At 69.7% G+C, this 16,834-nt stretch carries 18 protein-coding genes and 1 pseudogene; 12 read left to right on the top strand and 7 right to left on the bottom strand.

Annotated elements, in window-relative coordinates:
• From IEZ19_RS39120 to IEZ19_RS39105, 4 genes are read left to right on the top strand one after another with little or no spacing between them, the layout of a single operon-like run.
• Entirely contained in the window at positions 1–2,778 is a 2,778-nt protein-coding gene (locus tag IEZ19_RS39120; RefSeq protein ID WP_189316152.1) for a hypothetical protein, read from the top strand.
• 35 nt (positions 2,779–2,813) lie between these two features.
• On the top strand, positions 2,814–3,926 hold the full coding sequence (locus IEZ19_RS39115) for a C40 family peptidase (RefSeq protein WP_229841314.1): 1,113 nt from the start codon (positions 2,814–2,816) through the stop codon (positions 3,924–3,926).
• Complete coding sequence (locus IEZ19_RS39110) at positions 3,923–4,573, top strand: hypothetical protein (RefSeq protein ID WP_189316150.1); 651 nt, start codon at positions 3,923–3,925, stop codon at positions 4,571–4,573. The genes IEZ19_RS39115 and IEZ19_RS39110 overlap by 4 nt, the downstream gene beginning before the upstream one ends.
• Complete coding sequence (locus tag IEZ19_RS39105; protein ID WP_189316149.1) at positions 4,549–7,182, top strand: ATP/GTP-binding protein; 2,634 nt, start codon at positions 4,549–4,551, stop codon at positions 7,180–7,182. Before IEZ19_RS39110 ends, IEZ19_RS39105 begins: the two co-directional genes overlap by 25 nt.
• A 589-nt stretch (positions 7,183–7,771) precedes the next feature.
• Here the strand turns inward: IEZ19_RS39105 and IEZ19_RS39100 are convergent.
• The 4 genes from IEZ19_RS39100 to IEZ19_RS39085 form a co-directional block, all read right to left on the bottom strand.
• Entirely contained in the window at positions 7,772–8,041 is a 270-nt protein-coding gene (locus tag IEZ19_RS39100) for a hypothetical protein (RefSeq protein WP_189316148.1), read from the bottom strand.
• A 443-nt stretch (positions 8,042–8,484) separates the two neighbouring features.
• Entirely contained in the window at positions 8,485–9,021 is a 537-nt protein-coding gene (locus IEZ19_RS39095) for an SMI1/KNR4 family protein (protein WP_189316147.1), read from the bottom strand.
• A gap of 278 nt (positions 9,022–9,299) precedes the next feature.
• A complete protein-coding gene (locus tag IEZ19_RS39090) occupies positions 9,300–9,512 on the bottom strand; it encodes a hypothetical protein (RefSeq protein ID WP_189316146.1) in 213 nt (70 codons plus the stop codon).
• Between the two features lie 75 nt (positions 9,513–9,587).
• Entirely contained in the window at positions 9,588–9,827 is a 240-nt protein-coding gene (locus IEZ19_RS39085; RefSeq protein ID WP_373297123.1) for a S1 RNA-binding domain-containing protein, read from the bottom strand.
• 203 nt (positions 9,828–10,030) lie between these two features.
• On the opposite strand from IEZ19_RS39085, the gene cutA reads away from it, so the two are divergent.
• Complete coding sequence (gene cutA / locus IEZ19_RS39080; RefSeq protein WP_189316145.1) at positions 10,031–10,351, top strand: divalent-cation tolerance protein CutA; 321 nt, start codon at positions 10,031–10,033, stop codon at positions 10,349–10,351.
• 5 nt (positions 10,352–10,356) lie between these two features.
• On the opposite strand, the gene IEZ19_RS39075 is transcribed toward cutA, so the two are convergent.
• Complete coding sequence (locus IEZ19_RS39075; RefSeq protein WP_189316144.1) at positions 10,357–11,667, bottom strand: NsdA family TPR-like regulatory protein; 1,311 nt, start codon at positions 11,665–11,667, stop codon at positions 10,357–10,359.
• Between the two features lie 262 nt (positions 11,668–11,929).
• Between IEZ19_RS39075 and IEZ19_RS39070 the strand changes: the two genes are divergently transcribed.
• The 7 genes and pseudogenes from IEZ19_RS39070 (at position 11,930) to IEZ19_RS39040 (ending at position 15,503) form a co-directional block, all read left to right on the top strand.
• Positions 11,930–12,448: a hypothetical protein gene (locus tag IEZ19_RS39070; RefSeq protein WP_189316143.1), complete on the top strand. Its 519-nt coding sequence runs from the start codon at positions 11,930–11,932 to the stop codon at positions 12,446–12,448.
• A complete protein-coding gene (locus IEZ19_RS39065) occupies positions 12,441–12,932 on the top strand; it encodes an ATP-binding protein (protein WP_229841313.1) in 492 nt (163 codons plus the stop codon). Before IEZ19_RS39070 ends, IEZ19_RS39065 begins: the two co-directional genes overlap by 8 nt.
• Entirely contained in the window at positions 12,922–13,059 is a 138-nt protein-coding gene (locus IEZ19_RS39060) for a hypothetical protein (protein ID WP_189316142.1), read from the top strand. Before IEZ19_RS39065 ends, IEZ19_RS39060 begins: the two co-directional genes overlap by 11 nt.
• A gap of 124 nt (positions 13,060–13,183) precedes the next feature.
• Complete coding sequence (locus IEZ19_RS39055; protein ID WP_189316141.1) at positions 13,184–13,597, top strand: DUF6415 family natural product biosynthesis protein; 414 nt, start codon at positions 13,184–13,186, stop codon at positions 13,595–13,597.
• 138 nt (positions 13,598–13,735) lie between these two features.
• On the top strand, positions 13,736–14,029 hold the full coding sequence (gene tgmA, locus IEZ19_RS39050; RefSeq protein ID WP_189316140.1) for a putative ATP-grasp-modified RiPP: 294 nt from the start codon (positions 13,736–13,738) through the stop codon (positions 14,027–14,029).
• Positions 14,026–14,406, top strand: a pseudogene (locus IEZ19_RS39045) (MvdC/MvdD family ATP grasp protein); the annotation flags it as partial. The gene tgmA and the pseudogene IEZ19_RS39045, both read left to right, overlap by 4 nt.
• 350 nt (positions 14,407–14,756) lie before the next feature.
• A complete protein-coding gene (locus IEZ19_RS39040) occupies positions 14,757–15,503 on the top strand; it encodes an SAM-dependent methyltransferase (RefSeq protein ID WP_189316139.1) in 747 nt (248 codons plus the stop codon).
• Between the two features lie 89 nt (positions 15,504–15,592).
• Here the strand turns inward: IEZ19_RS39040 and IEZ19_RS39035 are convergent, their stop codons facing one another.
• Together IEZ19_RS39035 and IEZ19_RS39030 are read right to left on the bottom strand one after the other, a co-directional pair.
• On the bottom strand, positions 15,593–16,120 hold the full coding sequence (locus IEZ19_RS39035) for a DUF6262 family protein (RefSeq protein WP_189316138.1): 528 nt from the start codon (positions 16,118–16,120) through the stop codon (positions 15,593–15,595).
• Positions 16,117–16,701 (bottom strand): hypothetical protein, encoded by a 585-nt coding sequence (locus tag IEZ19_RS39030; RefSeq protein ID WP_229841312.1) that lies wholly within the window; start codon positions 16,699–16,701, stop codon positions 16,117–16,119. Before IEZ19_RS39030 ends, IEZ19_RS39035 begins: the two co-directional genes overlap by 4 nt.
• Between the last annotated feature and the right edge of the window lie 133 nt (positions 16,702–16,834).

Here is a 16,834-nt window from a genome sequence, read left to right as displayed (position 1 = left end):
GTGTTCCGTCCAGACCGCGCGACCCTGCGTTCGGCCGGGTTCGTCGTCCTGCTCACCGGCGTGTTCCTCCTGGTCAACAGCCAGGTCGTGTACGCGGCGGGCAGCAACAGCGAGACCGGAGACCTGCTCGCCCCCTTGAACATCACCTCCTCCGAGGGGGTGCCGATCGACGGCTACGACCTGAACGCCGAGGGCGGCTCCATCGTCGACTTCAAGGGCCAGGCCCTGGCCTTCGCCCTCTCCGGTCTGTTCACCCTGATCCGGCTGCTCGTCGGTCTGGCCGGGTGGGCGATCGAGGTCGCCTTCCGCTTCCCGCTGCTGAAGATCCTCACCCGCCCCGCACAGAAGGTCGCCGACACCTACACCCACATCGTCGTCGACACCCTCGGGCTGAAAGGCCTGCTGCTGGCCTGGGCGTTCGTCTTCGCCGCCTTCATGATCGTGCGTGGCCGGGTCGGCCGCGGTCTGGGCGAAATCTTCCTCACCCTGCTCATCGGGGCGATCGCCGCCTCCGCCCTCATCCGCCCCGACACCCTCCTCGGCCCGGGCGGCCCGCTGGGGCAATCCCAGCAGGTGGCCGCCGAGGTCGCCCACCAAAGCGTCGACTCCTACGACTGGGGCGGCAAAATCGCCAGCCGCGGCCCGTGCGACGGCATGGCCGGCAACGCCGAGATCAAGTGCGAGGAGCGCGAAGCGGAACAGCCCATCTCCGCACAGGACGTGGCCCGCCCCCTGCAGGACTCGATCACCAACGCGCTGATCGTCAAGCCGTACATGCTGCTCGAGTACGGGCGCATCCTCGACCCCGCCAAGGCGTCCAATCGCAAGGCCTATGCCGTCCATCTGATGTGGGTGTCCGGCAACTACAAGGCCTCTGCCAGCGGCAGCGACGGGAGCGGGAAGGCCGACTGCGGTGCGCTCGCCAAACCGGCGCAGAAGGACTGCGAAGAGGAGAACAAGAAGAAGGACCCCTGCAGCCTGGTCAAAGGACCGGCCAAGAAGTGGTGCCGGAAGGGCACCAGCGACACCCCCACCCGTGACGACCTGCCCAGCCTCACCCTGGGCGGTCAGCTGCTGGACACGGCCAGCCCTGTCGTCAGCGAGGAGGACCAGGAGTTCGCCGCGTTCCTCGCCGACATGAAGCAGGCCGGCGACGTCGGCAAGGCATGCGCCGCCTACGCGGAAAAACCCACCTGGTGGCGGGTCGGCGGCGCCCTCCTGCTGCTGATCGCCGCGCTGTTCATCTGCGGCATGCTGCTGTCCAGCGCGATCATCCTGCTCGGCACCCAAGGCGTGTGCGCCGCGGCCGCCGCCGTGGGCGGCGTCACCTTCATCGCGGGCATGCTGCCCGGGCCCGCCCGCCAGTCGGTGTGGAAATGGCTGTCCCTGTGGGGCATCGCGATCCTGGCCGTGGTCGGGATCTGCGCGTTCGTACCGTTCTTCGGCATCGCCGTCGACGCCACCATCACCAACGGCCCCGACCTGATGGTCGAGCGGATCCTGCTCATCGACGTCCTCGCCATCGCCGGCGCCGCCGGGCACCGCCGCCTGCTGACCTCGATCACGTCCTTCGGCCATCGCATGGCCATGCGGATGCGCTACGCCAAGGTCGGCGGCACCCACCTGCCCGGCGACACCTCCGAGCTCGGCGCCGCGCTCGCCATGAACTCCCCCGCCGGACTGGGCGGTTACGGCGGCGGACTGCGCGCCTTCACCGGCTCAGGCGGCGGCAGGTTCGGGATGCTCGGCACCCGTCAGAGGCTGATGGGCGCGCTCACCTCCCTGACCGACGGGGCGGGCATGCCGGTGAACACCGGCGGCCTCCTCGCCGATGCCACCACCGAAGCCGGACGCGGTCTGGCCCCGCTCACCGCAGCCGCGGCCGTGGGCGGGCTGGGAGCACGGCTCGGGGGGAAGGGCGCGTACGGGCTGCTGATCGGCCGGCGGCCGGACAGGGAACAGTTGGCCAAGTGGCGCAAGCCGACCGCCGACGGCGACCCGGGATCGAGCGGGCCGTCGGACGGCGGAGACAGCGACCTAGACGGCACAGGGCCGCGGCGGCCCGCAGGCCCGCCCGACCGGTACCGCAACGAGCAGGGACAGGTCGTCGACCGGAACACCGGCCAGGTGCTGCACGACCAGAACAGCGACCGCACGCTGCTGTCGACGCGCGCGCACAACCGGCTGGTCCGCTTCCGCGGGTACCGCATCCTGCACCGCACCGGCCGCACCGCGTACGGGGCGACGGCCGGTCTGCCGGCCAACGTACGCCGAGCCCGGTCCGGGGGCTCGCGCTATGCCCAGGACGCCCGCCAGCAGGTGCGGGTATGGGGCAACACCGTCCGCGAGGACAGCCGCGCGTGGGCCGACACAAGCCGTCACGTAGCGAGGGCCGTGCGGGACCACACCGACGACAGCGGCGGGACGGGCCCCTTCGCCAGTCGCCGTCTGCCGACTCGCCCGGCACCAGCCCCGCGTCCGACCACTTCCTCCCAGCCCCCGGCCCGCACCGGGACGGAGTCTGCTGCCGAACCCAGTGCCCGGCCGACCGCCCCGCCGGCGTCTCCGACCCGGATCGGAGGCGGTGCGCCCCGGCGTCCGGCTGGCCCGGGACCGGATAGGTCCGGGCCGGTCTTCCCCGGCGGCGGTGGCGCCCGCAGCAGCACCCGTGACGAGGCGCGCGCCCGGTTCCAAGAGCTGATGCGCAGGACGGCGCCCGACGCCGAGCGCCTGCGCCAGGAGCGGAACCGGCAGTCGGAGGACGGTGAGGACGAGTGAGGGCGCGCCGGCGCCGCCTGGCGCGGTGGGGGTGTGTGGTGGTGCTGTTGCTGTTCGCCGCGGTGTGCTGTGCCGCACCGGTAGGCAATGCGATCAGCGCGTACGTCGCGCTGAAGACGGGCGCGCAGGACGACGGCGGGATCGCCGAGGGCGGCAGCGCAGCGGACATCCCACCCCGGATGCTGACCGCGTACAAGAAGGCCGTCCAAAAGGTCGGCACGTACATGCCGAAATGCCAGGGCATGCGCTGGCCAATCCTCGCCGGAATCGCCAAAGTCGAGTCCAACCACGCCATCGGCCGCACCATCACCGACAACGGCGACATCCGCCCCAAGATCTACGGAGTGCTCCTCAACGGCTCCGGCCAGGGCGGCAACACCACCGCCTTCCCCGACACCGACAACGGCCGCTGGGACAGCACCGCAAACGGGGAGCGCGCAGTCGGCCCGTTCCAGTTCCTGCCCTCCACGTGGCAGTTGATCGGCAAGGACGCAGGCGGCGACAAGATAGCCGACCCGCACAACGCCGACGACGCCGCGCTCGGAGTTGCCATCTACCTGTGCGGCAACGGACGGGACCTGACCAAGCGCGCCCAGCTCCAAGCCGCGATCCAGCAGTACAACCACTCGAACGAGTACGTCGCCAATGTGCTGGGCTGGATCGACCAATACACGGCGGCCGCCAAGGACCCGGACTTGAAGAACCTCTCCGGGAAGGTCCGCACCGTCATCGCGGCGGCGCTCTCCCAGCGCGGTGTGCCGTACTCGTGGGGCGGCGGCAACGCGAGCGGCCCGTCGTACGGGATCTGCTGCACCCGCAGCGGCAAGAGCGGCGCCCGCATCAAGGGCTTCGACTGCTCGGGCCTGACAACCTACGCCTACGCCAAGGCCGGCGTCCGGCTGCCGCGCACCGCGGCCGCGCAAGCCGGTGTCGGCCAGCGCATCCCCGCCAGCCTCGGCACCAACGCGCTCAAGCCGGGTGACCTCGTCTTCTACGCCTACGCCTCCGGCCGGGACTCGACGATCTATCACGTCGGCATCTACGTCGGGGGTGGCCAGATGATCAATGCCGCCCGGCCGGGGACCGTGGTCCGGCTGGACGCGGTTAGCGCCATGTCGGGCTTCGCGGGAGGTGCCCGGCTGCTATGACAGCGTCCTCGGCGCGCCCGCCGCGCCTGCTGCTGACCGCCACCCTGCTCCTGGCCGTGGTGGGGGTGGTCCTGTTGGCCATGCCGGACAAGCCCAGCGCATCCGCTCCCCCGCTGTCCGAAGCCGCTCCGCCGGACCGCTCTTCATCTCCTTCTCCTCATGCGCGTCCTACGGCCGAGGCCGGCATCCCCGGGGCAGTCACCACCACCGCGGCGACCACCCAGTCGGCCCTCCCGTCGCCGCTGCCTCCCCACGGCGAGGGAGTGGCCGGCGATCGGGTCATCCAACAGGCCCTGGAAACCGCCTGGCTGTCGGACCTTGACCCACGAGACGAGCGGCAGCTGCTCGCTGCCGCCCGTGCGCTGCTCCGGGCGGACGCCACGGGAATCGGCCGCGCCAGATGGCCCGCGTACTTCGGCGACGCGGATCAGGCGATCGCTCCGGCGTTCGCTGCCGCCCGATTCCGTGTCCAGGCAGCCATCGCCCGCCGCGACGGCAGTTCCGATCGGGCCGTGGTGCACCTGGTGTGGGCGGGCACCGACCGCGGCGGCACATACACCGACGGCCGTATCACCGACCTGCACTTCACCCGCACGATCTCAACGAAGAAAGGGGGCTCCCCGTGGGCTCCGCAGCCCCGCACGTGACCGGACGGGCCTATGAGACGGCGGCCGGTCACGCACTCGGCCTGCTCACCAACCTGCTGGACGCCGCCGACTGGTTCTACGACCACTGGTACCTGCTCGCCACGGCCATCGCCGCGTGCTGGGGCGTGGGCGAGATGGTCATACGCCGGCTCGCGGCCAAGGCTTCAGCCGAGCGGATGGCCCTGGAGCTCGTGGCCACCCGGCACTTCGACCCAAGCCTCGAGCAGATCTTCCGCCGTGGTGTCCAGCTCGCCCGCGCGTCCACGGCCATGCCCTGGTGGGCACCCCGCCGGGCAAAGGCCGTACAGATCCGGCTGCGCGCGGACGGCAGCACGCCGCTGCGCTACCGCATCGAGGGCCCGGCGGGCGGTGAACGGCTCCTGTCCATCACACCGTTCGGCCCGGACGTCACCGTCAACCGGGCCAGGCCAATCGTCGACCCGCCGAGGAAACACACCGTGCGCGCCGAGTTCATCCTGCGCGGCAAACCCACTGCCCCGCTGCGCGAGGTGCCCCTCACCCCCGACCCGCTTCAGCCGCTCGTCGACGCCGTGGCCGACCTGCGCGCCGAACTCGGCGACCTCGCCGAGATCCGGCTCGACATCCAACGCGCCCCGAAATGGGCACTGCGAGCACGGCGGATGCAGCTCATGGGCGCCGCACGCCGCTCCGAACGCCGCGAAGCCCAGCGAGCCACGCGCTGGCTGCGGCAGGACGCCCACGGCATCGAGGACTCCCTGGGCTGGCAGCTGCAACAACTGCTCACCGACAAGCCCGCATCCGGTGCCGGGCGGCGGCTGGTCATGCCGCCAGTGCCCCGCCGGGTAGAACCGGCCGAGGCGCTGGGCAAGCTCGCCGAGGACGACCACCTGGTCCGCGTCCAGCTGCTGGTGATGTGCGCCTCGAACACCGAAGGCCGCGCCCAAGCAAGGCTCGCCCAACTCCAGGCCGCCTTCGACGTGTTCGGCGGGCGCTCGCGGTGGGCCATGCGCGGCTGGCGGCTCGGGCCGTGGCGGATCGGCGCCGACCACTGGCCCACCCGGCGCGGCTTCGAGCGCCGCTGGAGCCTGGGTCACTGCCAGCCCCCGCGCGCGAACTGGGTGAGGCTGGAGGAACTGACGGGCCTGCTCAAGCCCCCCACCGTGCACTGCCGTCTGCCCGTACTCGCCGGTGAGCTGCCGACCTTCGCCTTCGGCGAACCCGAGTTGCTGCTGCAGGGCATCTACCGTGGCCCGGACGGCCGCGAGCGGCTGGTCGCCACCCACGCCGAGGAGACCCTGTTCGAGGTCGGGGTCGGCAAGGCGGGCGGCGGCAAGACCGAGCGGGCCCTGGCACAGGCGATCGGCTGGGCACACGCCGGCGGCGGGCTGGTCTTCGTCGACCCGCACCGCGACTCCTGGCCGCGCGCCCTGCCGTTCCTGGCTCACGACCATCTGATGCCGCGGATCGCGCTGGTCGACCTCAACGGGCTCGGGCCCAACCCGCGGGTGAGTTCGTGGAATCCGCTGGGGATGCACCACGGGCAGGCAGCGCATGAGGTCGTCGAGGCGATCGCCGACGCCTACGCCTCCGCACTGGCCTGGGACGACGCGACCGCCCCGCGTGCGCTCACCATCCTCACCGCCGCGCTCACCGTCCTCGTCGCCGTCAACGAGGCGGCCTGCCAGGCCGGCCGGCCCGAGGACCAGGCCACGATCTTCCACGTGCGGGCCCTGCTCACCGACACCGCCTTCCGCAAGACGGCGCTCACCGCGGTGGCGAACCAGCTGGATGAGGAGACCCGCGCCTGGTGGAAGTCGGTGTTCCCGACCCTGCCGCCCGACGCCTTCGCCGTCGTCCTCAACCCCATCGCCCGGCTCGCCGCCAACCCCATCACCCGGGCGTTCCTCGGCCAGCCGGTAGGCATCTACAACATCCGTGCGGCGATGGACTCGCGGATGATCGTGTGGGTGTGCCCGGGCGGTAACGGGCCGACCGATCGCCTGGTGACCGCACTGCTCGCCCACGATCTGCTGCGGGCTGCGCGCTCGAGGCGCGATACCCCGGAAGAGCAGCGGGTGCCGTTCCGCCCGTACTTCGACGAGCTGATCACGCTCACCGGGGCGGCCCCGGAGACCATCGCCGCAATGTTCGAGGATCTCCGCAAGTACAAGTGCCACATCCACGGCATGACCCAGCTGCTGTCCCGACTCCCCACCCCGGTGCGACTGTCCCTCGTGCAGAACGCGTCCACACTGGCCACCACCGCCGGCTCCAAGTCCGCAATCGCACCCATCACCGCCGAGTGGGGCGACAACCCCAGCCCCGACCGGGTCGCCACCATGGAACGGTTCGAGCACTACATCTCCATGAACGTCCACGGCCGCCGCATCGGCCCCATCCACCTGCGCGGACCCCACCTCGACGACACCTTCGCCGCCCAGGCCCGCCCACAACAGGCCAGTGCGTTGGAGAGAGCCGCCCAGACGAACGCCCAAGCACTCCCGCTGGCCCAACTCACCGACCGCGCCACCAGGCAACTCGGCCGCGTCACCGCCTTCCTCGCCGAGCACTCCCCTGCTGACACAACCGTTCAGCCCTCGAACGAAAAGGAGAAGGAGTTCGGATGACCGCCGCCCAGCCGAAAAGCCCTAGGACGGCAGGCTTCACGCCCAGCCCCGTCGAAGCTCTCGCCCATCAACTCCCCGCCACACTCGCCCAGCACCGCATAGCCTCCACCAACCAACTGCACGTCCTGCTGCGCCCCGACCGCTCCCGCCAGTCAGTCTCCGAGCGGCTGAACAACCTCCTCGGCAAGCGCCTGGCCGACGTCGTCGTGCTGCCCAGTCCCACCACACCCGGGTCTGGTACCTCACACCGAAGGGACCCACCTCACTCGGGACTGACCCGCACTGCGAGGTCGTCCGCCGTATCCGATCACCTCAGCAACGGCCGCCTCATTCAAGACCCCGCACACCCTCACAACCATGCGGACGCACCTGACGTTCGTCGCCGATGCCCGCCACCGCGGCGACGAACACGGCACCTCGACTGGACCCCCGAGGTCTCCCACCCGCTCAGCGACGGCGAGGATCATCACGGACGCGGTGATGCACTTCGAACTCCGCGCGGAAGACGTGACAGAGGAACTCGGCCATTCCGCCCGGGCATTCGGACCAGCGCCCGCCGCCCCGGCTCCACACCACCACGGGCCACTTGTCAGGCTCTTCGCCGTCGGCCCACCAGCACAGCATGTCCGCGCTGGAGTCCAGGCCCCAGGTGACGAGTCGTGGCTTGGGGAGCTCGCCACGTCTCCTCCGCGTTCCGTAACTCCTCGGCCATCCCCATGTACGCGGGACCGCCGTCGAAGCCACCCCGGGGTTCGGCGAGCAGCACGCTCAGGTGGCCGTCGATCGTGCCCGCGCCGTACTCGGCCATGAACTTCTTGAAGTCGCCGGGGAAGGGGGTGCCGATTCGCTTCCACGGCACCCCAGTCCACCGTGTCGCCCGCCCCCAGGTGGGAGGGCAGGACACTCCTCAGCTCATCGAACCAGGTCAAGACCTCACCGCCTCTCGGGTCGGGCATTGCGGTGGCAAGCTGGTCGGTTCCGGAAGGCCGGTGCGGCTGTCGGTGACCGTGCGAGGTTCTTCCAGCCCTTGCCAGGAGCAGACAAGCCGCTGGTCGGCATGTGCGACTCGGCCCGCTGCCCGCAAGCCATCCACCATATTGGGCACCGGCCGGTGTGGGCCTCCAGCGCACAGAACAAGAAGGTGATTATCGGCAGGATCGGACTCGGGCATAAGGACGGCGTCGTACTTCACGTACTCCCCGCCAACAGTGCCGTGGTCGGTGGACGCTGCGGTGTTGCCCAGTGCGTCGAAGGCGGTGGTCGTCTTACGATTCGTCGCGTCGGTGATCTCGGACCGGTGCTCTACACCCCGCGCCAGCTCTCGAACCCATGGCGCTCCCCTGCTGAGAGTCGTTCACTGAACGGGTCCGCTTCGCCGGTCAGGGCCGCGACGAAGAATGACGCCATGTCGCCGTCGAACACGGTCCAACGGCTCACCCCGTGGGGTGTCTGCCTCCGGAAGACAGCGACCTGCCAGTCATCGGGAGCGCCCTCGCGCAGCCAGAAGGCGACATCGCTACTGGCCGTGTCCGCGAAGGGCAGCAGGGGCGGCAGAGCGCCTCCGGGCAGGAGGGCGCCCAGTTCTTCGCGGTCGCGGTCCGAGAGGGCGGGGTCAACTCGGTCCAGAAGATCCCCGTACGCCGAGCCGGGGACCGGGGGCGTGCTGACCGACAGGTACTCGTCGATCTCGCCGCCGCCGTACGACTCCACGAACTCCCGGTAGTCGGCCGGCAGCACCAGTCCCGTCGTCCGTTCGATCTCATCCCAGTCCACCGCGTCGCCGCTGGAGACTGGCGGCGAGAGCAGCTCGCGCAGGCGGGCGACAGCAGGGTGGAGCATGCGGAGGGTTCCCTTCGGGTGTGGGGCGGAGGGTCGAGCTCATCGTTGCCCTGGCATGGGAACGTCAGCGCCGGTGCGGCTGTCGATCGCGGTCATCCCGAGGTGGATCAGCCTCGGAACCTGGCGAAGTCGGTGAGCGGCAGCCCACGTGTGTTCAGCTTCCCGGGCGGCGGAGCCGTCGTCTCGACCGGGTCACCCGGCTGCCAGGCGTCCGAGCTCCACTCCGGTGTGGGGGACGGGCGCGGTGGCGCGGGCGGTGCTGTCGAGCGCGGGCTTCTCTATGCCGGAGGGGATGTCACCAGGCGTGTGGCAGTGGGGTCGACGTCGGGGGCGCATGTGAGGGTCGGAAGCTCGTGGTGCGGCAGACCGTTCATTTCGATGTTGACCCGGCTGAGGAGGTGCGCGGACTGGACGGACTGGCCATCGGCGATCGCAGCGTAGAACCGGGCGGCGTAGGTGATGGCGTCGTCGTCGCCGATGGAGTCGGACATGCCAATGGCGAAAGGAACGGTGTCGACCAGGTTCTTGGTCTGGGCAGCGGAGTGACAGGAGTTGAACTGGAGGAACTAGCACAAGACACGCTGCCCGACCTGGACAACATCGGTGGAGGCATCAACGTGCGGCCAGGACAGTTCGGGGATGACGATGAACTCGACGCCGGGCAGGGTGGGATGGCCAGGCCCGTCGTCCAGGGCCACGAAGACCCCAAACCGTTCGATCGCCGCGACGGTGCCAGACAGGATGTCGCCGCGGTGCAGTGACTCCAGGAACGCCCAGAGTTCCGGGCTCTCAGACTGCCAATCCATGCCCGCCACCCTGGCACACGAGGTCGTGCGCCAGCCATGCCCTCAAGCTGAAGCCACCGTCCGCCGTCCCGCTGTTCCTCAACCGTCGGCACCTTGATCGCCCGGACAAGTCCTAGCCGCAAAGTGATGGCCACACGTGAAGCAGACGGGCTGCAACGCCTGACTTCTACGCTCGCCCGGAGCCCGGCCACTAGGGTCGCGGCATGACTGACTATGTGCAGGTGTCGACGGCCACACCCGCCCGTGAGCAGGCCGTGAAGCTCGCGAAGGGCGCGGTTCACGGTCGGCTTGCGGCAGGCTCCCAGATCATCGGCCCGGTCTCCTCGGTATTCTGGCACCTGGGGGAGTTCGGCGAGGGCGAGGAGTGGCGGCTGCTGCTGACGACGACGCGCGACCGCTACCCGGATCTGGAGAAGTACCTCCTGGAGAACCACCCCTGGGACAACCCGGAGGTCATCGCCGTGCCCATCGAGCACGGCGCGCAGCGCTGCCTTGAGTGGATCGCGAACAGCGTCACGCCGTAGCGGGCCTACGCCACATCGGCTTTCTGGAGCACGTCCCGGACCGCGGTCACGTCCTGGTGCTGGCGGAGCTGGTCCAGCACGGGGGTAAGGCGCTGCCGGGGGCGAACCGATGCGATGCCGGTTGCCAGGTCGAGGGCACGGCCCGTCACGGTGGCGGCCTCCTCGACCTCGCCGGCGCTGAGGTAGGCGTCCGCGAGCCACGACAGGTAGAGGGCCTTGTCGCGGGCGTTGTGGTCGCTGTAGGCATCCAGGGCCTTGGTGAGAATCGGGACGGCCCGGAGCGGCCGGCGCAACTCCGTCCAGCAGCGGCCAGTCATGATGTGCAGCTCCGTCGAGTCGACCCACACCGCCCAGTCCGGCTGCGGCTCGCCGTCCGGCTGCTCGTCAAGCGCGGCCCGCGCCGCCTCGAGGGCCCGCTCCGTACGGTCCGCCTGGCCTGCGACCGCACAGGCCCACGCCATCCGCTCATGTAGGAGGGCTTGAACTGCCGCGGGTGTGGCGGCGGTGATGGTCGCGCAGCTTGCCGCGGCGATCTCCACGGCCTTGCGGTGGTCAGCGGTCTGATAGGCAAGGAACGCAAAGCCGTTGCCGAGGAGGTCTGCGTCGCCGGCCTCGCGCGCCGCTGTCTTGCTCTCCTCGTACAGACTCGCCGCTTCGGCGTGGCGGCCGCCGTCGAATGCCGCCCATCCGGCCTGCTGGGCCTGCTCCGCGAGGAGGGACTGAAGGCGTTGGCGGGACTCCCCGGTGAAGGAGGCCGTGCGCAGGAGTCTCTTGGTGTCCTGGTACTCGCCGATATACACGCGGTAGGTGTCACCGCCGCCGAGAAATTCATCCAGGCGCCGCAACCGGACCGTGCGCTCGCGTAGCCGCTGGACGTACCCGTTGGTGATCCGCCGGGGCTCGGGCGGCCGGTGGAGGGCTGGCAGGGCGGCGGCCAGGCCTGTGCGGGTAGCGGCCTGGAGGATGGTACGGCGGCGCACGCTGGTGGGTCCGATCTCTGAGTCGTACGGGTGCACAGGAAGCCCGTCCATCTCCCAAGGGCGGGGAGCCAGCCCCACCATGCTGCCGGGGACGCGTAATGCGTCCGCGATCTGCACGACCTTGTCGAAGGTCGTGATCCGTCCGACGCCGCGTGCGAGCGTGCCGACTCGTTCCGGCTTGATGTCGCATTCGGCGGCTACCCGGGAGTAGCTGATCCCCGCCCGGTCGCGCGCCACCCGGAAAACAGTCCCGAAGTCATGTTCAGCCAAGGCGCGTTGGACTTCCTCATCGTCGAGGAGTTCCCGGGGCAGGGCGGTGGGCGGCTGATAGGTCATGGCACTTCCTGCTCGCCTGAGTCTGAGGGACGACCAATCCAGGTGTGTACCCATCATGGGTATACCCGGCGCCGGGACGCGCATGGTTCGACGGAAATCCAACCTGTACGCGAACGCGAAAGTGCCCCTTGGCCGGTGTGGGTCGGCCGCGGGGCATGACGACTGCAAGGGAGTCGCCGTGCATGAGCGTAGCCAACCGAGGCGTAGAGCACGAGGGTTGACGGAAGCCGCATCCCCGGATCCATCGTGCCGTGAGCCGGCCGTGACGCGGGGAGCCGAGCGCGCGCTCTCCGTCGAACACTGGCTGCTGTCGGCGGCCGAGACCCCGGGCCGGGCTCGTGCGGAGTGGGAGGAGTCCGGCCGCGCACTGCTGCGGTGCGGGGGCATCTTCTCGGCCGTACGCCTGAGCGCGCGGCTCGTGTATGCGGTGACGCAGACGACGTGCCTCGCCGACATCGACAACTACCTGGCGCGCGCCCTGCACGGCGGACCCGTCTTCCTCGACCAGCTCACCCACCGCTACTACGTCCTGGTGGGGGCGAGCACACGGTACCGGTCCGAGTGGGACCAGCCCCGCTGCGAAGACGCCGAGTTCATCGGCCGTGGCCACTTCCTGGGCGTGCCGCCGGTGCAGGCGACGACACCGGAGGCGGGCCCCTCCTACTGGTGCGTCCCGATGGACAGCCTCGGTGACCTGACGCGCCCGGATGCGGTCACACAACTGCTGTCCGTCGGCCGCTTCCAGCTGACTTCCCGCGGCGAGAGGGCGACCGGTGAGTGACGTCGAGAGCGGGACGCGAGTGTCCCCGGCCGCCCGGCCGTCAGCGGTGGCATACGGCCCCACGGTCAAGTGCCGCCGCATGTACGCCGAGGACGGCTCGGAGGTCCGCTGCCGGATGCTGCCGCGCGAGACGGCATCGGTGCCGGTGGCCCGCCAGTTCGTACGCGAGGCCGTCACGGACTGGGAGCTGGCCGGGCTGGCGGCGGACGTAGCACTCGTCGTGACCGAGCTGACCGCCAACGCGGCCGTGCACGCCTGCGCCGAGGCGATCCAGGTGACCGTGCGCCTCCTCACCGCCGGACGGGTGCGGGTGGCCGTGACGGACCGCAGCCGTCAAATGCCCGCGTTGAAGGCCGTGGGCGCCGATGCCGTCGACGGTCGCGGCCTCACCCTCGTCGACTCCGTCTGCCTCGACTGGGGCGTCGACCGGTTCCCGTGGGGGAAACGGGTCTGGGCCGAACTGGAGGTGCCACGTGTCGCCTGACCCCAGCCTGAACCGGCACGACAGCAGCGAGGTCCCGATGTTCGCCACCTGCACCGGGCAGGCGGTCTGCCTCGCCGTCGTGCTCTCCCTCGCTGCCACACTCGCCTTCGCGATAGCAGCCGGATAGCCGTGTTAGTCGAGTGGATCAAAGGCGGCTGATGTTCCGCCTCGTTCCGTCCAGTTCGCACGCCCCGGAGTCCGCGAAGCACACCGCGTCCGTGGCGCGCTTTCCCCGCCTACTGGAGCCCTCCATGTCTTCCACCACTTATCGGTACGTACCCCGATGGGAACCGCCGCTGCCTGCGGAGAAGCTGCGGGTCGTACTCGCGAAGGTGCGCGGCTGGGACCCCTTACACCTGCCGTCGATCTACGACGACCTGAACGCGGTGCTGGGTGAGCACACGCCGGCCGTCGACGAGGTCGACGAGCTCGGAGAGCGGCTGCGCGGCGCCCTCGCGCAACTCGGCTGCATAGCCGTGGCTGACCCCCACGACGAGCCGGACACCGCGACGCTCGCGCTTGTCGAGCGCAGCCGAGCACTGCGCGCCGAGGAGACATCCGGCGGATACCGGCAGGGCCTCGGACTCATACGGCGGATGGCGTGGACGACGGCTGACCTCATCGACCAAATGGTTCAGACACGGCAGATCAGCGACGTCGACTGACAGATCGCGCCCCCAATGACTCCCGCGCGGTCAAGACCAGGCAAGACGGGCCGCGCGGGCCGGGCCGGTCCCTTTACGTCCCCCTGCGAGGGACCGGCCCACTCACCCACCCTGCAACTGCCACACAGGAGAGATGCGATGTTCGTCCACTCCGACCGTCTGCCCACAAGCACGGCGGTCCCGCAGGGCACCACGACCCCGAGGCCGTGGGGCATCAGCCGCATGGCGCCGTACCCGACGATGACCCCCGGCTACTCCCGGGCCGAGCTGAACCCGAACACGCAGACCGCCGTGTTCTTCGACGGCTTCGGCCAGGTGATGGAGATGCCCGGCCACGGCACCAGTACCGGCACCTCCCCGTCCACGGGAACCAGCCCCGACGGCAACGGCTCCACCCAGGACAGCGACACGGGGAGCGACAGCGACCAGTGAGTGATCCGCGTCCGGTGTTGGTCGTCACCAGCCTGCACGACCCCACCGCCGACGTGGTGATCAGCGAGCTGCACGGCCGGGGCATCCCGGTCGTGCGGTTCGACTCGGGGGACTTCCCCTCATCACTGTCGGTGGAGGCAGAGATCACCCAGGACGGCATCCGGGGAAGCATCAACACCCCCTCCCGCACCGCCGACCTGGCCAACGTCCGCGCGCTCTACTACCGCCGCCCGACCGGCTTCGCCTTCCCGCACCTCGACGAGCAAGACGCACAGTTCGCCATCACCCAGGCCCGGTACGGCCTCGGAGGCGTGATCGCGTCGCTTCCCGACTGCCTGTATGTGAACCACCCGCACTACATCGGAGACGCGGACTTCTCTGGGGGTCTGAGCCGTGAGGAGGTTCTGGAGACTGCGTTTCTGCAGTTCACAGGCTGCTGAGTGGAAGCTATCGATTGCAACAGGTGTGGTGCAAGGTGGTGGGGCCGAGTTCACCCTTGCGAGGCTGTGGCGTGGGTGCTGTTGTCCGTTCGGGTTCGACAAGGTAGGGGGAGCACAGGCGAAAACCGGTGGACACTGCTGCTCCGTGCGTCCTAGCCTCGCCGAGGTTCGAAGATCCGCACGTCCGGATGAGGTGCATTTGATGACGGTCCAGGCAACGACGGCCAGCTCCAACAGGCCGTCCCCCGCGCACGTCATGACCTCATCGGACGTAAGGACTCCCAACAGTGGATCTTCCACGTAGCTTCACCATCCGCGAGAGCAGCCACCGCGTTCACAACCCGTTCACCAGCGAGAAGCTGGCTGCCCTGGGGCAGGCGCTGCACTTGGCCCCCGGGACGCGCGCGCTCGACCTCGCCAGCGGATCGGGCGAGATGCTGTGCACCTGGGCGCACGCCCACCGCATCGTCGGCACCGGAGTGGACATCAGCACCGAGTTCACGGCCAGGGCCCAAGCCCGGGCATCCGAGCTCGGTGTTGCCGGTCAGGTGGTCTTCATCCACGGCGATGCGTCTGGCCATGTCGCGGACGAACCCGTCGACCTCGCCGCGTGCATCGGCGCAACCTGGATCGGCAACGGAGTCGCTGGCACGATTGAGCTGTTGCGTCGCAGCCTCCGCCCCGATGGCATGCTGCTGATCGGCGAGCCGTACTGGCGTCAGGACCCCCCGGACCAGCACACCGTCGAAGCGTGCCACGCCAGCAGCAAAGACGACTTCCGACTGCTGCCTGAGCTGATCGAGCAGTTCGGTGAACTGGGTTACGACGTAGTCGAAATGATGCTCGCCGACCAGGACAGCTGGGATCGGTATCGGGCTGCGCAGTGGTTCAACATCCGACGCTGGCTCGACTCGAATCCCGATGACGAGTTGGCCGCCGAGTTGAGAGCCGAACTCTCCCGAGAACCAGCCCGCTATGCCAGGTACGAGCGTGAGTACCTCGGTTGGGGGGTCTTCGCTCTCATGGGCCGCTGACATTCACGTCGAGGCCGGGTCCGGCGGCATGCTGCCGGACCCGGTTGCCCGTGTGGTTCATGACGCGCGGGCAGGACGAGCCTGGCGGGTCAGCGGTTCAGCCGGGTCATCAGGTCGCGGTTGGCGGCGCGCGCGGCCTGCAGTTCCTCGGTGCGTTCCTCCAACTGCAGCTGCAGATCAACGGCTTGTTGCTCCAGAGCTGTGATACGGAGCTTGAGTCGTTCGATGTCGTCCGGGGCTCCGAGCCCGGACTCGCGCCAGGCTTGCTCGCCAAGGAGCTGGGAGAGCTTCTTCTCCAGTTGCTTCACCCGGGCATCCAGCCGGGCGGAGCGTTGCTGGCTGTTGGCGAGGTCGGCCAGCAGGGAGGCCCGGCTGGCGGCCGGTCCGCTGCCGGGCCCGGCAGCGGGCTGGGCTGCGGCGGTGTGGAGCTGGGCGAGCAGGTCGCGGTGGCGGTAGAGGAAGGTGCGGTCCACCCCGGCCCGGCGGGCGATGGCCGAGACACTGATCTCCTCGCCTGTGGCCTGGGCGTCGTGGAGCGCGGTGAGGACGCGCTGGCGGCGGCGGGCTGAGTCGGCGCGTCGGCCTTCGGCCAGGTGGGAGGTGCTGTCGGTGTTCATGCGGGACGCTCCGGTCGGATGTCGGGCAGGGGCTGGCGGATGCGGGGCATGCCCAGGTGGACGGCACGGTTCTTGCGGACGGCGGTGACGGCCTGGTCGATCTGGTCGCGTTCCTCGGGGCTGAGGCCGTCGAGGTCTTCCTTGACGCGGCGGATGAGCCGCCTCACCCGAGTGATCTCCTCGTCCGAGGGCATGGCCTCGGCCTTGGCCCAGGCGTCGGCCTCGGTCATGGCAGCGAGCCGTTCCCGGTTGCGGAGCAGGTCGTCGAGGTATGCCTGGAGTTCGGGCAGGTAGGAGACGTCGGTGCGGAAGTGGTCACAGCCCACGCAGCGGAAGCGGATGGGGCAGTGGTCGCCGCCGGCCTGCACGTTGCTGGGCTCGTTGCAGGTGCCGAAGGGGACGGCGACCTCGCCGATCGCGCGGCGGGTGTGCTCGGTGTCCAGCAGTGCCTTGGCCTGCCGCCAGGCCTGGTTGCCGTGGCGGTCGAACTGCATGGCGGCGACCTTGTCCACCGCGTTGCGGCGGCGTTGTTCGCCGACCCGGTAGTAGCCCTTGGTGACGTCCATGCTCTGGTGGTCCATCAAATCGGGTCTTCATAGTTGAGCGGTGCGGAGGTGCCCGCGGGCTCGGCGGGTGGTGACGCAGCGTGTCCGAAGTCGTTGATTGGTCGCGTTCCTGAACCCGAACGCGTTGCGGGCGGTCAGCTTGATCACG

The sequence above is a fragment of the Streptomyces brasiliensis genome, from assembly GCF_014647875.1.
In the GTDB taxonomy this organism is placed as follows: Bacteria; Actinomycetota; Actinomycetes; order Streptomycetales; family Streptomycetaceae; genus Streptomyces; species Streptomyces brasiliensis.
The sequence above is the reverse complement of the archived record's forward strand: the minus strand, read 5'-3'. Positions and strand labels throughout refer to the sequence as shown.